The sequence below is a fragment of the Paenarthrobacter sp. NPDC091711 genome (genome assembly GCF_044756605.1).
Lineage (GTDB): Bacteria > Actinomycetota > Actinomycetes > Actinomycetales > Micrococcaceae > Arthrobacter.
The window spans coordinates 645,479-660,080 of sequence record NZ_JBIVTF010000001.1; the positions used below are offsets into that span (position 1 = coordinate 645,479).

Below are 14,602 nucleotides of genomic sequence, written 5' to 3' on the forward strand. Positions count from 1 at the left end.
TCCGGTTGGGACGGCTCAGTCACGGCATTGTTGGGGTGCGTCACTGGACAAAACTCCTTACGGCGATGCCCGCCGACTCGAGGGATTCACGGACTGCTGATGCGATCTGCACGGCACCTGCTGTGTCTCCATGGACGCAGATACTTTCAGCTTGGACTTTGATCTGCGAGCCGTCGATGGTCTCGATCTTGCCTTCAGTCACCAGCCGAACAATGCGTTTGGTGATGGCCTCGGGATCGTGAAGTACAGCGCCCTCCAGGCTGCGCGGCGCCAGGGAACCATCGCGGGTATAGGCACGGTCCGCAAAAGCTTCAGGTACGCCACGAAGTCCTGCCTTTTCGGCACGGCGAAGGACCTCTGAACCTGCAAGGGCAAGGATCGGCAACGTGGGGTCCACCGAGCGGACGGCATCGACGACGGCTTGGGCCTGTGAAGCATGATGAACAATTGCGTTACCCAGGGCGCCATGGGGTTTCACATACTTCACCGTGGTGCCGGCGATTGCTGCCATGGCTTGCAGAGCCCCGATTTGGTAGGCGACGTCATCGGCCAACTCGTTGGGGGCAATCTCCATGAACCGACGGCCGAAGCCGGCCAGGTCCCGGTAGCCCGGGTGGGCGCCAATGGTGACATCGCGGCGGGCGGCGAGTTCGCAGGTAGCCCGCATGACCGTTGGGTCTCCTGCGTGAAAGCCGCACGCGACGTTGGCGCTGGACACGGAACGGAAGACGGCTTCGTCGTCACCCAGGCTCCATCGCCCAAATGACTCACCCACATCGCTGTTCAGGTCTATGTGTTGCATTGTGATCCTCATCTCAGGGAAACGTGATGAACCCATCATTGCTTAACTTTGGGAATCGTTCAACGATTCTGTGAATGAAGGATACCGAGAGAGTGTAGATTCTTCTTATGGACGCAGCTGGGGAACTCTTGGACGACTCGCACTACGAGCTTGACCCTGCCGCGAGGCTCCGGGTCGCGGTACCGGCTGTCGCGTCCAGGGTTGCGGCGGAGCTGCGCCGCCAACTCATCACGGGTAAGTGGGTCCCCGGGATGCGCCTCAATGAGCCCACCATCGCCGAGGAACTAGGAGTGTCCCGCAATACCCTTCGGGAGGCCTTCGCCGAACTTGGCGCTGAACGCTTGGTGCTCCGCCTTCCCAACCGCGGAGTTTTTGTGGCCGCCCCCGGCGCGGATGACCTTCGCGACTTCTACACGGTCCGCCGCGCTATAGAGGTGAGCGCCGTCCGGAACGGCGGCTCCGCCGCCCGCATCGCGGCCATCCAGGAAGCCGTGGCCGATGGACGGAAGGCGGCCAAAGCCAAGGACAAGGAGCAACTGGCAGATGCCAACCTCAGGTTCCACGGCGCCATCGTTGAGATGGCCGAAAGCCAGAGGCTCAATACGCTCATGAATCAAGTGCTCGCAGAGATGCGGCTGTTCTTCTTCAAAGAACCCGTAAACGTGGAGTTCTACTCGCGGTATGTGGAGGACAACGAAGAGATCGCGAAGGCCCTGACGGATGGACGCTTCGACGAGGCAGCGTCCCTACTAGAGGCGTACCTGGATCGTTCGGAGCAGCACCTCTTCGAGATTTACGACGCGTCATAGTGGCCGGGCCGCACGTCGATCCTCTCCCATCAACTGGATCAGTTACTGAACCTCAACACGACCATCGGCTACCTGACGGCGGATCTCGTCCATGGTTGCGTAGATAGCAGAGGTTTGGGCGTGGGTGTGGAGGGGATGCTCCAGCTTGCCGGCTTGAATCGCCTGACAAACCTCTCGAAGCATCGGAACATAGCCGAATCCTTGGCGGCTCGTCGTGACCACCTCGTCGTCGCGCTGCCCCCGTTCAAGGGGACGATGGATCGTGAATTCGTTCGCATACCAGAAGCCGTTGTCAATGGTGACCCACGCTTCGGAGCCCCCGATCATTGCGGCTGAGCCAAGCCAGTCCACCATCGAGAACGCCAGTTGCGCGATGCGATCGTCGTCGTACCCGAGCATGGCGTGGCCGCGAAGATCGACACCGTCGGGCCGTGTTGTTCCCATGGCGCGAACGGAGACGGGGTTGCCGAACAACATATGCGCGAGCGTCACAGGATAGATTCCCTGGTCAAGGAGGGCGCTTCCACCAGGTTGCCATCTGCTCGAATGATCGCGCGGGAAGGCCGCTCCGAAGCTGGCTTGCAAGCCGCGCACTTCGCCGAGAGTGCCATCTCGGATCATGTCTGCGAGCTTCCTGTGAAGTGGAGTGAACTTCATCCACATGGCTTCCATAAGGAACACCCCCGAGGCTGAGGCCATGACAGAAAGAGCCTCGACCTCACGGGAGTTGAGACCCAGTGGCTTCTCGCACAGCACGTGCTTTCCGGCGCGGAGCGCCTCTGATGCGAGCGGGAAGTGCGTCACGTGGGGTGTGCCTATATACACAGCGTCGATGTCCGACCCGAGCATGTCGGAGAACCGGGAGTATCTCCCGGCTATGTCATATTCCTCGGCAAAAGCATCAGCGGACGCCTGGTACCGCGAACTGACCGCGGTGACGCGAGCCTCCTCGACCCGCGAAAAGTCCGCGGTGACTTGATGGCTGATACCGCCGGTCCCCACGACGCCCCAGCGGATTCGATCTTTCTGCATGCCAACTCCTATGGCGACTGGTAATGCCGTGGCACACGCCGCGACGCTGTGACCCGGGTCCGTGCACTGGACCGGCTGCGAAACAAGTCCGTCACTGATAACTTGCACGTCTATAGACGTAGGTGAAGGCTCCGAACCGCCGCCGCGTCGAGGCCACCGCCCACATGGATTTCGAAGGCCCCTTCCTCTACGACGTAGCGAGCGTCGTTGTCCCAGAATCCGAAGTCATTCCAACCGAGTTCGAAAGACAGCGTCCGCGTCTCGCCGGGCTTCAAGCTGGTTCGAGTGAAGCGTCTGAGCCTCCGGACGGGCTGTGCGAGGGAGGCGACGAGGTCTCGAATGAAGACCATGGTTACCTCGTCTCCTGAGCGTGAGCCTGTGTTCGAAACATCGATCTCAACGCCAACGGTTTGGCCGCCTTCAAGGTCCGACAATAAGACCTCCGGGGCGGAAAGCCTGGGTTCCCCGTACTCGAAGGAGGTGTAGCTCAGACCGTGACCAAAGGGAAACTGAGGGCCAAGGTCCAAGTCCTTGTACTTGGATGTGTAGTGGTCGTCTGTGTTGCCGGGGCCCATCAGAGCAACATCAACGGCACCGCCGTCGAGTGTTCCCGACACCCTTGCCGGACGCCCGGTGTTCTCGTGGTCGTAATAGATGGGTACCTGGCTGGAGGAACGCGGAAACGTCATGGGCAACTTCCCGCCGGGATTCACCACGCCGCTCAATGCGCGAGCCACTGCCTGGGGCCCTTCCAGCCCAAGGTGCCAGGCCTCCAACACTGAAGGAGCCCCATCAATCCATGCACTTGTGACCAGCGGGCGTCCGTTGAACATGACCACAGCGAACGTTGAACCCGTCGCCGCAACGGCCTGGATAAGTTCTTCCTGCACCCCTGGGAGTCGAAGGTCACTCCGTGAACTGGCTTCTCCAGTGAGGGCTGATGGTTCACCGACGGCGACCACAACAGCGTCGTAGTCATGAGCGTCACCCACTGCTTGGGCGATCAGATCGGGCTCGCCCCCGAAGAAGCCGGTCGCCTCCCTCACAGTCAGCACCCATTCCGGGCACTCGCGCCGGATGGCGTCGGCCAAGGAACCGGCGGGCTCCGCGAAGGACTGGACCCACGCTCCAAGATGGTCCGTGCTGTTGGCGTAGGGACCGAGCAGCAGGATGCGCTTCGGCCCCAAGCCGAACGGCAGGACGGATTCGTTCTTGAGCAGCACCAGCGCCTTTTCGGCAGCCTTAAGCGCTGCACGCCGACTGGTATCCGTGGGAGATTTCACCTCGTATTCGGGCTCCCGGAAGGGATCATCGAATAGACCGAGAGCAACCTTGAGGCCGAGTACCCTGCGAACGGCGTCATTCACTCTTTCCAGGGGCAGGTCATCGTGGCCAAGGCGCGCATCGCCGTGGTCAGCAACAACATTCCCACCCATTTCGATGTCAAGCCCGGCAGCAAAGGACTGTCTGAGGGCATCCTGGAGATCTCCTGCGATTCCGTGGTCGAGGAGGTTCACCACGCCGTCGGCGTCACCCACCACCGCACCGGCGAACCCCAGTTCATTCTTGAGGATTTCGGTCAGGAGCTGCTGGTTGGCGTGTGCCGGTCGACCGGAAACCGTATTGAAGGCCGCCATCACTGTGGCCACACCGGCATCCACTGCTGATCTAAATGGCTCAAGATAGATGTTCCGGAGTCGCTGTGTGGACACATCCACGGTGTTGTAGTCACGTCCACCTTCGGCCTGGCCGTAGGCCACGAAGTGCTTTGCGCACGCAAGGATGGAGTCGCGGTCCCGCAGAGAACTACCTTGATAGCCACGAACCTTCGCCGCACCGAACACGCCGTTGACGTACGTGTCCTCTCCGAAGCCCTCCACAACACGGCCCCAGCGAGGATCGCGGGACACATCGATCATCGGAGAGAAGGTCCAATTGACTCCCCCCGACGCAGCTTCCTGCGCAGTGACGCGGGCGTCGGTTTCCGCCGTCGAGGGATCGAAGCTTGCCGCCTGAGCAAGGGGGACAGGGAACGTGGTCCTCTGTCCGTGAATCACGTCCAAGCCCACTAACAGAGGAATCCCGTGCTGGGTCTCTTCCCGGGCTATCCTCTGGAGTTCGTTGGTGGCTTCCACACTGCGAGGCCAAAAGACCGCACCGATGCCGCTCCGGACCAACTCCGCAGCGTCTTCCAGCCGGGGCCGAAAGGCTATCTGGAGCTGAGCCAGCTTTTGTTCCCATGTCATCGATGCCATGAGACGGTTGATGACGTCCTCCTGAACCGGTGTTACCGGCATTTGTAAGCCTTTCAGTGTCGAAGGGTGAGGGTCTTGAGGTCCGTTCCTCCACCGGGCACGGGCATGTAGGAAATTCGAAGCCTTTGCCTCACGGCAACTGAATGCGGTCCCTCAACCAGGCCACCTGCCCTCTCCACGGACACCGTGGCCACCTCCCCCATTTCCCAGCGATCATCAAAGACACCGGGCAGGTCTGTCAGCTTGTACGTATTCCCGTGGACCGTCAGGGACACCGAAGCGCTCGAGGAAGTTTCCCCATCGATGGTCACCTCGATGTCCTCCACCATGGAGAGACCTAGACCGCGATAGTACGGAAGCCGCACGCCAAGCTGGAAACCAGTGACATCGTCGTCATCACCTGTATTCCTCAGGGTGTCCTCAACGATGATGTATTTATCGAACATTGCTGCCTCCATCGGCGAAAACGCCGCTGCCTTGCGTTGCCCCGGCGTCGAGCGTTGTTTCTTCACCCAGCAGGCGCTGGAACATGCGGTGCTGCCGACGGACCTGTTCCACGCTGTCTACCTCCACGATGTCCTGGATATGCCGGTTGCCTTCATACTCGCTGGACAGATATCCGTCATAGCCGCCTTCAATGAGCACAGGAATGATCTTGTGGTACGGGATGCTGTATTCCGACCCGTCGTCTGTCATCTCGTAGAACTTCGCTTGGATGTGATGGATCAGCGGCATGTGCTCCAGCATCACGCGGGGTTCATTCCACGTGAGGAAGGTTGAAAGGCGGGCAATTCCTTGCTCTACAGGGTTCGCGCCCATGTAATTGAAGGTATCCATGAGGCCATGCACGTCCCCGCGATTGTTGTAGGTCTCCACTGCCAGCTCAACGAACTTCGGCCTGGCACCATCGCGCAGCGCGCGCTCGGACATGACCCGTGGAAACCGTTCCACGAAGGTACCCATATCCGGCATGAACCCCAGAGCTGGCGACTGCAGGCGATGCATCACTTCCAAGTGCCGGAGAATCCACGGATGCTCGTAGTGGAACGGTGCATGGACCTCCAGGAGTAACTTCAGCCCCAGCCTTTCGGCATACGGGGCACAATCCTCCATGACCTCCGGTGGTGTGTTGATGATGGCGCGGACGAACTTGGCGCCCATCCGTTTCGCGATGTCCAGGTCTTTGCGGACGGACCCGGTCATTTCGGCGAGTGTCATGACCCGTCCGGGGTATCGCTTCGTGTCGAGGAAGAGGTCCGTGGCTACCGTGGTGGTGCCGTACTTTTCCATCCACTCATCCCAGACCCGGTAGAACTCATCCCCCGGGTTTGGGTAACGGGTCATCGACTGTTCCGGGATGATTTCGACGCCGAATGCTCCAATGGACCCGGCCTCCCTGACGCAGTCCTCAAGGGACATTTTCTTGAGAAAGCACTCTTCCTGGTAACTGTAAAAACTGACTCCACGCTTAATCTGATGGGCGGTATTCAACACCCAGCTCCTCGTGTTTGGCGCACTTTCCGCGCGACATCTCGCACCGACCTACGACGGGCGTATTCCCACGCTACTGTCGTGTACACACAAAGGGCAGTGCTGGAAAGATCACGAACGCCGATGCTGCTCATCAATAGATCGAATGCCCACAATCGTCCTGCGCGCCGTCGCAACCGGTACCGTCTATTCAGGTGCCTGCATCGTTTAGTACGCTTCGTGCGTTGATGCTCCCGGGCACTGTGCCTCCGGTTCCATCACCCGAGCACTGAGTAATCCGCGAAGGATTCCCATGGAAATCGCATCCGACAAAGCACACCAAGCCTTCGATGTCGTTATCGTCGGCAGCGGCCCTGCGGGCGCCGCTTATGCCCGCGTCCTGCATGAAGAAGCTCCACATCTCCGGGTATTGATGGTTGAAGCGGGCCCTTTACTGTCCGAACAACCGGGCCTGCATGTGAAGAACTTGACTGACCCGGCCGCAAGAACGGCGGCGCAGCTTGCTTCCCAAGGTCCGATGACGTCCCTGAATCCGGAAACACCCACACCGGGTCCAGGGCGGCCGGGAACCTTCCTGCTGCGTCCCGACGCCCTCGCTCCCCTCGCTGGCATGCCGGCGGCGGCCATGTCCAGCAACGTCGGAGGCATGGGCGCGCACTGGACCTGCGCCTGCCCGAGGCCTGGGGAATCTGAACGGATCGCCTTCCTGGACGATGGCACGTTGGACTCAGCCCTTTCCGAGGCAGAGCGGCTCCTGTCTGTCACGGCGTTGGCGTTCGAGGGTGCACCCTTTTCGGCCAAAGTCCGCCAGCGACTGGCCGGGGAGTTTCCCCGCACCGGATCCGCGGCCATCAAGTCGATGCCGCTGGCCGTGCAAAAGCTTCCTGATGGAACCATCACATGGTCAGGGACCGACGTCGTCCTTGGCCCGCTGGCCGGACCGGCGACCCGGGGCGACCGCTTCGAACTCCGCGACCGGACCCTTTGCCGACGGGTTCTGATCGACGACGGCCGCGTTACCGGAGTGGAACTCAAAAACCTCACGACGGGGACCGAATACACCATTTCAGCGCCGGTTGTTGTTGTCGCAGCGGACGCACTCCGCACGCCGCAGGTGCTGTTTGCCTCCGGTATCCGGCTTCGCGCTCTCGGCCGCTACCTGAACGACCAGCCGCAAGTGGTCAGCGCCGTCAGGTTGCCCATCAACACGGTGGAGGACAAGGACGGAGATGCAGTGGTGGGCGCAGCGCGGCACAGCGGCGTTTCGTGGGTTCCCTACACGGACCACGAGCCGTTCCACGGCCAGGTCATGCAGCTCGATGCATCTCCCATTCCTTTGGCAGACGACGATCCGGTAGTCCCCGGGTCCATCATTGGTCTCGGCTGGTTTTGTGCCACCGAGACCGTTGAGGAGAATCGCGTGGAGTTCGACGAGGACGCGCTGGACCACTATGGGATGCCCGGCATGAGCATCCAGTACAGCCTCACGTGGAAGGATTTGCGGGTGATTGACCAAGCAAAGGAGGCTGTCACACGCGCCGGCAAAGCCTTGGGCACGTTTCTGGATGACAGACCGCCCTTCCTGCTACCGGCAGGATCCTCGCTCCACTACCAAGGGTCCGTGCGTATGGGCCAGTACGACGACGGTCGCTCCGTCTGCGGCCCGGACAGCCAGGTTTGGGGTACCGACGGTTTATACGTTGCCGGCAACGGAGTCATCCCAACGTCCACGGCGTGCAATCCGACCCTGACCTCTGTGGGGTTGGCAGTTCTGGGTGCTCGCGCGATCTCTCACCGCTTGAGTTGAATCACGCAGGCAGGAAGAAGGGCGGTACCACCCATAAGGTGGCACCGCCCTGCCTTTGTGAAGCGTCAGTGCTGGATAACTTCCAGCAGTTTGATGCGGGATGCGCTGATCCTGTCGCCTTGAAGAACCTGCAACCGCTCATCGCCGTTCAGGAGGCGGCCCTCTTGCCAGCCATCGGGTGTCAGCCGAAGCTCCCGCACTGAATCCACTTCAAGCACTGAGCCGCTCTTGTGGAAATCGAACAAAGCACCCTGGCCGACGACGAGGAACTCCAGTGGACCCGTCTCGATGACGAGTCCGAACGGACGGTTGTCGCCTGGAGTGTGACCGTGGGCGGCTCCCTCGGTCTCCCCCGGTAGCTCGGGAGGCGGCGGCAGAACTACCCCGGCGTCCAAGAGCATTGCTGTGTAGAGCTTGGCTGCGTTGCGGATGCTAACGGTGATCTCACCGAACGTGGTGACCACGTCGTCTTCGTTTTGTTCCAAAGCGAATCCGAAAATCCGCCCATCCCGCTGTGCGTCCACGATCTCCTGGTTCAGTGAAAGAATCGCCTGGCAGGCCTTACTGTATTGGTTGCCCTCGCGGCCATCCTCCAGGCCGAAGACGTGGTAGCCGAAACCTCCGAATCGCCCCACGGCGAGGAAGGCGTCCCCTGCCCGAAATCGGGCTTCCGGGATGAAGAGGGGATTCTCCGGAGTTGCGTACTGGGCCATGATTTCGGCGGAATGGGGTACGTAGATATCCGGGGCCAAGAAATCGAGGGCGGGGGCAGCTGCCTGCCACACCGGCAGCATCCTGGCCGTCGGCCCGCCACTTGGATAATTGCCCGGTAGGTCTTGGCCGGGCTGAGGACCGATCCAGGCATTGGCATAGGCCGGAAGATCCAGCAGCTCCTTGCCAGCAGCGGCAAGCCCACCAACGTATGTTGCAAAGGCCCACGCCATGAAGGTTTCCTCAGCGGCTGGGTTGCCGTCGCCAAAGTGATCGGCCCAACTGGCGTCAGAGGAGGTGATGGGACGGAGCGAATCCGCCAACGCGGAATCGAAGGAGTACTCGCTGTTGGCCAGAGCCTTCCTGAGTGTTTCGGGTACGGGCGATTCCCAGGCTGCCTGGGCTGCTTCCGAACGGTCTCGTCCGGCCCCGAGGAGCCCCACTTCGTTCTCTACCTGAACCATGATCACAGTGTGCTGCGTATCCGTTTCGGCAAGGTGTGCCATGAGACGGCAATACGCAGTTCTGTCGGCTTCAAAAAGATCGTTCGAAAAAACGGTAAGGGTTGGACGGGGCATCGATCCCTTATAGGAGAACGGTGTTTCCATGGGTTTGGATCCGCGATCCGCGCGAGGAAAGCGCGAAGGGTCATGCCGCACCCATGACGGCGCGTAGGTGGAAGAGGCATTCTTGAAGGCCCCAAACCAGATCAGCACAAGCTTTAGACCAGCGGATTGGGCGCCTGCTATGAGCCCATCAACAGCGGAGAAATCAAAGACACCTTCGGTTGGCTCCACTTGGTCCCAGGCGACTGTCGCAATGACTGTGTTGACCTTCGAATCCGCAATCCCTCCCCAGCGTGATGCCATGTAGCCGGGATCTGACGAACTCGAGTTGTGCAACTCTCCGCCAATGCAGAGGAACGGTTCATTGTCGACGATCAATCGGGCATGTCCGGAGTATCGTTCGAGTCTCGGAAGTGGGGGCATGTTCATCTTTCGTTGAGTCTGTCGGGTTAGTTGGTGGCTGAGCCGGATTGCCCAGCGGCGTCAGGATTTCACGCCTCCTGTGAAGCCCTGGATGAACTGCTTCTGCGCAAACAGGAAGAAGGCCATGATGGGGATCATCGAAATAATGATGGCTGCGAAGATCACGTTCCATTCGGAAACGCTCTCGCCGACGAAGTTGTAGATCACCACAGGCAGCGTTACTGCGTCAGAGCCGTTGAGGAAGATCAGGCCCGTGAAGAAGTCGTTCCAGACGATGAGTCCGGTGAAGATCGCCACGGTGCCGGTGGCCGGCGACAACAGAGGAAAAATAATCTTGCGGAACACTGTAAACCGGGATGCCCCATCGATCTGGGCGGCTTCCTCGTAATCCCGGGCTATTCCATTGGTGAAACCCATATAGAGGAAGATCGAAATGGGGAGCAGCGCACCGGCGTACATAATGATGGTGCCCGCATGCGTTCCCACCAGTCCAACATTGCGCATGCCCACGTAGATGGGAATGATCGCGGCTTGGGCCGGCAACACCATGGTGACCAAGATGAGCCCCATGGCTGCTTTGCTCAACTTCCCGGTCCGGCGGCTCAGCGTATAGGCGGAGATTGACCCAACAGCTACCAGCACCAGGACGCTACCGGCGGTGATGATGATGCTGTTGAGCATTCCATCCATCAACGTTGCTTGGCGTCCGCCTTGAATGGCTTGCCCAAAAGCGTCCAAGGTGGGGTTGGTCACCAATTGCATCGCCGAGGTCGTGAGTGCGTCGCTGCCATTCTTGAGGGCAAGGTTAATCAGGAAGTAGAACGGCAACAGGAAGATGAAGGCAACCAGGATCAGGAGTGCCTCACGGAACAACGTCTTCTTCGTATAACGGAACATGGCTGGCTAACCTTTGGAATTCGTACGGAGGAGGAGGCGCTGGGCCACCGTGAGGATGATGATGATCACGGACATGACCAAAGCAAGTGCGGCACCGAATCCGAATCGGCCCATCACAAAGGTCTCCTTATAGATGGTCACCGCGAGAGTCTCGGACGCGCCATAGGGCCCGCCGCCCGTCAGTGCTTGTATCTGGTCGAAGACACGCAGACCGTTGATCAGCATGAGTGTCATAGCGATCACCACAGAGGGCATGATGGCCGGGAGGACCACATAGTTGAACCTTTGCCACAAGCTTGCCCCGTCAAGGGACGCCGCCTCTTCGAGCTCCGGAGAAACGGTTGCCAGTCCGGCCAGGTACATGACCATGACCAAGCCGACGTTCTGCCAAACCATGACAATGATGATCGCTGGAAGGACGGTTGACGGGTCGCCCAGCCACGTCCGCTGCAAAGACTCCAGTCCGATCGAGGCAAGGAATTCGTTGAGTGGGCCGTCTTGTTCGAAGATGAACTTCCAAATGTAGGAGGTCGCCAACGAACTGAGCACCACCGGAGCGAAAATCAGCGTACGAATGACATTGCGTGATTTCACGGTCCGGTTAAGGCCGAGAGCCAGTAGCAAACCGAGGACGTTTGTCAGAACCACGAATGAAATGCCGATGATGAAGGTGTTGATCAATGCTGTGGTGGTCGGGCCACCCTCGGCAATTGCCGCGAAGTTGTCCCAGCCGACAAACTGCCACTTTCCCAAGCCTTTCCAGTTGGTAAAGGCGAAGAATGCCCCAATGGCGCTGGGGGCGTAGTGGATGAGCACCAGGGCCAGGAGTGCGGGGGTGAACCACCACCACGTGGCGAACCGACGCTCTGTGCCGCGGTGATCTTTGCGGCCGTTCTGCTTGCTGGAGCGGGGCTGGCGCCCGGTGACCCGGGCGCCCTCCGCTTTCTGCTCAAGTTGTGCGGTCATGGGATGTTCTTCCAATCGGGTTGGTCGCCGGTGACTAGGCGCCGCGGTCGTACTGCTCGTCCATGGTCTTCAGAACCTGGTCAGGAGTAGCCTGACCGGTGAGAAGTCCTTGGATGCCAGTGCCAAGTGAGTCGTAAACACCGCTGTTCGGCCAGAGGTAGTTGGGCTGCGTAACGATCTTCTTCTCAGGTTCGGAGAAGAAGGGCTCAAGCAGTGGGAACTGCGCAGGCACCGTCCCCGAGACTGCGGCAGTGATCGAAACGTTTCCGTTGGCTTTCGCCAGGGCATCCTGGTTGGCCGGCTGGGCGAGGAACTCAAGGAACTTGAGGGTGGAGCCCTTGTGCTTGCCTGCAGCGTTGACGGCCAGGGCGTTGCCCGGGCTCGCGATCAGTCTGGTGTCCTCGGCTTTCTCGCCGGGGATGACTGATACGTCGAAGGATCCATCCTTGACCTGGCCACGAAGGGCAGCGACTGCACCGGCCGGAGCGAATACAGCTGCCACCTTGCCTTGGGCGACGGACGGGAACAGCTGATCGAACCCGGCACCTGCGGCGCCATCCTGGTAGCAGCCGGCGTCCTTGAACTTCACGATCTGTTCCAGCACCTTCTTCCAGTCAGAGTCAGCGAACGTGGTTTCCTTCTTGGCGCGCTTTGCATCCCACTGGGGATCCTTGGCGTAGACAAATGAAGCAGCAAGCTGCATTGCCTGGAGACCCGTGTTGGCACCGGAAGTACCTGCGACTGCGAAGAACGACTTACCGGCCGCCCGTGCCGTCTTGCACTGGGCTATGACTTCGTCCAAGGTGGTTGCCTGTTTAAGGCCAAGCTCTTTCAAGACCGCGGAGTTCTGCAACTGCGTGATGGGAGCAAGGTCGGCAGGAACCGCGAAGATCTTGTCTTCGTCGTAGTACAAGTTCTTTGCCGATGCAGGAATCGCATCTGCTGCCCACTTTTGATCGGTGAGGTCCTGCAGGTAGCCGGCCTCTGCCAATGACGCGAACGACTGGTTGTTGCCCCTGCCTGCCGTGACATAGAAGATGTCGGGTGCGTTGCCGGCTTGCAGTTGCGTACGCATCGTCTGCCCGTGCTGATCGTTAGGCGATTCCACCAATTTGACGGTGATGTTGGGGTTCTTTGCTTTGAACGCGTCGATCAAAGCCAAGTAGGGGTTTCCCGCGCCGCCACCTGTGAAGGCGGGAGTTGCGAGACTGATCTCTACTGGACCCGTTTCCTCCGCGATGGGTTCGCTGCTGCTGGCGTCTCCGCCGCCGCAAGCGCTCAAAGCCAATGCGGTCACAGACGCTACCGCCGCGACGGAGAGGAACCTCCGGCCTGCGGGGCTTGTTACTTTCTTCATGGTGTGGCCTTTCATGACGTCGTTGTCCTGTTCGCCGTAGCGATCAGTGGATTCGAGCCTTGCGTCAGTTTGTGTTTCCTGGATCACAAGCTGGCTCCTGTCATTCAAGGTAGGTCAGGAAACTGCGGCCATGGAAATAGTTATCGTCTATGCTCACCATCTTCTCTCCGCATGGCTGTTTTCCCCCATGGGTATTTGCACGCGTTTGAGGCACAATTCAGATGTCGCGCGGAAGGACCCGGCGGTGTCCAGGACTATTTCGAAGACCGTCACAGTGGTGAGGGTCCGAGGGACATCACCTTCGACGACGCTGGTCGTGGAGACGCCTAGACGAGATCCGCTAACAGGTACGCCGCGACCATGCCGGAAAGATTATGGAGCATTTCATCCCAGTCGTCCTGCTCGGTGCGTGGAGATGAATGCCCCAGCCCCAGATGACGGGCAAGGACGTCGTAGGAAAAGGTGAAGGCCCAATATCGCTTGCGCTCGGACGCTTCAGGAAGCGCAGCGCTGAGCCGCCGCAGGGCGTCGTCGAAGAAAGCGCCCAGCTTGGAATGGGACGCCGCACCCCGTTCCGAGATGGACCTGTCCCCGACTGCATGGAACATCAAGGCCCTAAGGACGGCCGCCTCTGCTTCCAGTACGGCGGCGAGCCGGGACACGACGTCGCCTACGAACCTCTCGGGTGGAGTGGCATCCTCGGACGCACCGAAGAGCTCGGCGGCATGGGCGTCCATGCGATCCATTACTCTTTCATGGACCGCATGGACGAGTTCGCTCTTGCCTTTGAACCTGGAGTAGATGGTGCCTGTTGTAACTCCCGCACGGGATGCCACCTCTGCCAAGCTGAAGTCACTCGCGCCGCGGGCGGACAAGGCCTCCTCTGCAGCATCCAGCAGCTTGGCTTCGGACTGCCTGCTGCGTTCTTGCTGCGGAATTTTCCTGCCCGCTCCGACGACGCCCATGAGACTCCCTGTTTCGTATGACCTAGTTCAAGAGTTCCGCCGGTGTCTGCCACTCAGCCGGGGGCTTCCAGTCTCCCAGCGGCGGCGTGGGAACGGGATCGCCAGCATCATTGCGTGACGGCTGTGTGGGATCACAGAATTCGCGGAACTCCTTGATCTTTCCATCCTCTAAGCGAAAAGCCATGACGTAGTGGTTCGCCGCGTTGACAGGTTCATGACCATCTATGCGGATGACACCCCTACCGTCGCACTCCGCCCAGAACCGGTCGTCGTACTGCGTGTCGAAAACTTCCACGCCGCTCCACTTCCAGTCCGTGAAGATTTGGCGGTTGCGCGTGAAGTTGTAGCTGATCTCCCTGATTCCCTCCATGTCGATGGGATGCCCCATCGAGGTCCAGGGAAGCTCCTTGCGCCCATCCACGGCGAAGAGGGCAGCCCTCTCAAGTCCTGAGGTAACGAAGAATCGCTCCACTGTCCGTCGGTTTACTTCCTTGATGCTGCTGTGGGCCATGCCGGCTTCT

General features: G+C 60.0%; 13 protein-coding genes. 2 read left to right on the forward strand and 11 right to left on the reverse strand.

Annotated elements, in window-relative coordinates:
* Window positions 1-40 precede the first annotated feature (40 nt).
* A complete protein-coding gene (locus ACIQH5_RS02935; protein WP_400400120.1) occupies window positions 41-802 on the reverse strand; it encodes a LamB/YcsF family protein in 762 nt (253 codons plus the stop codon).
* Between the two features lie 107 nt (window positions 803-909).
* Here ACIQH5_RS02935 and ACIQH5_RS02940 point away from each other — a divergent pair, with 107 nt between their 5' ends.
* Window positions 910-1,611 carry a GntR family transcriptional regulator gene (locus tag ACIQH5_RS02940; protein ID WP_400400122.1) on the forward strand — a complete coding sequence of 234 codons (702 nt, stop codon included), beginning with the start codon at window positions 910-912 and terminating at the stop codon, window positions 1,609-1,611.
* A 42-nt stretch (window positions 1,612-1,653) separates the two neighbouring features.
* Here ACIQH5_RS02940 and ACIQH5_RS02945 read toward each other — a convergent pair whose 3' ends face one another.
* The 4 genes from ACIQH5_RS02945 to ACIQH5_RS02960 all read right to left on the reverse strand — a co-directional run bounded on the left by ACIQH5_RS02945 (window position 1,654) and on the right by ACIQH5_RS02960 (window position 6,317).
* Window positions 1,654-2,643 carry a Gfo/Idh/MocA family protein gene (locus tag ACIQH5_RS02945; RefSeq protein WP_400400124.1) on the reverse strand — a complete coding sequence of 330 codons (990 nt, stop codon included), beginning with the start codon at window positions 2,641-2,643 and terminating at the stop codon, window positions 1,654-1,656.
* Window positions 2,644-2,753: 110 nt separating this feature from the next.
* Window positions 2,754-4,940 carry a glycoside hydrolase family 3 N-terminal domain-containing protein gene (locus tag ACIQH5_RS02950; protein ID WP_400400126.1) on the reverse strand — a complete coding sequence of 729 codons (2,187 nt, stop codon included), beginning with the start codon at window positions 4,938-4,940 and terminating at the stop codon, window positions 2,754-2,756.
* 11 nt (window positions 4,941-4,951) lie between these two features.
* Window positions 4,952-5,344, reverse strand: a complete 393-nt coding sequence (locus ACIQH5_RS02955) for a DUF6379 domain-containing protein (protein WP_400400128.1) — start codon at window positions 5,342-5,344, stop codon at window positions 4,952-4,954.
* A complete protein-coding gene (locus ACIQH5_RS02960) occupies window positions 5,334-6,317 on the reverse strand; it encodes a sugar phosphate isomerase/epimerase family protein (protein ID WP_400400130.1) in 984 nt (327 codons plus the stop codon). The genes ACIQH5_RS02955 and ACIQH5_RS02960 overlap by 11 nt, the downstream gene beginning before the upstream one ends.
* Before the next feature lie 364 nt (window positions 6,318-6,681).
* On the opposite strand from ACIQH5_RS02960, the gene ACIQH5_RS02965 reads away from it, so the two are divergent.
* The gene (locus ACIQH5_RS02965; protein ID WP_400400132.1) at window positions 6,682-8,196 is read left to right on the forward strand and encodes a GMC oxidoreductase; all 1,515 of its coding nucleotides are present in this window, start codon (window positions 6,682-6,684) and stop codon (window positions 8,194-8,196) included.
* Window positions 8,197-8,261: 65 nt separating this feature from the next.
* Here ACIQH5_RS02965 and ACIQH5_RS02970 read toward each other — a convergent pair whose 3' ends face one another.
* The 6 genes from ACIQH5_RS02970 to ACIQH5_RS02995 all read right to left on the reverse strand — a co-directional run bounded on the left by ACIQH5_RS02970 (window position 8,262) and on the right by ACIQH5_RS02995 (window position 14,592).
* On the reverse strand, window positions 8,262-9,902 hold the full coding sequence (locus ACIQH5_RS02970; RefSeq protein ID WP_400400133.1) for a DUF5597 domain-containing protein: 1,641 nt from the start codon (window positions 9,900-9,902) through the stop codon (window positions 8,262-8,264).
* Window positions 9,903-9,956: 54 nt separating this feature from the next.
* Window positions 9,957-10,793: a carbohydrate ABC transporter permease gene (locus ACIQH5_RS02975; RefSeq protein WP_400400135.1), complete on the reverse strand. Its 837-nt coding sequence runs from the start codon at window positions 10,791-10,793 to the stop codon at window positions 9,957-9,959.
* Between the two features lie 6 nt (window positions 10,794-10,799).
* Window positions 10,800-11,759, reverse strand: a complete 960-nt coding sequence (locus ACIQH5_RS02980) for a carbohydrate ABC transporter permease (RefSeq protein WP_091328088.1) — start codon at window positions 11,757-11,759, stop codon at window positions 10,800-10,802.
* A 34-nt stretch (window positions 11,760-11,793) separates the two neighbouring features.
* Window positions 11,794-13,203 carry an ABC transporter substrate-binding protein gene (locus tag ACIQH5_RS02985; protein ID WP_400400137.1) on the reverse strand — a complete coding sequence of 470 codons (1,410 nt, stop codon included), beginning with the start codon at window positions 13,201-13,203 and terminating at the stop codon, window positions 11,794-11,796.
* A gap of 239 nt (window positions 13,204-13,442) precedes the next feature.
* Window positions 13,443-14,081, reverse strand: a complete 639-nt coding sequence (locus ACIQH5_RS02990) for a TetR family transcriptional regulator (protein ID WP_400400139.1) — start codon at window positions 14,079-14,081, stop codon at window positions 13,443-13,445.
* A 22-nt stretch (window positions 14,082-14,103) separates the two neighbouring features.
* On the reverse strand, window positions 14,104-14,592 hold the full coding sequence (locus ACIQH5_RS02995; RefSeq protein ID WP_400400140.1) for a PhzA/PhzB family protein: 489 nt from the start codon (window positions 14,590-14,592) through the stop codon (window positions 14,104-14,106).
* Between the last annotated feature and the right edge of the window lie 10 nt (window positions 14,593-14,602).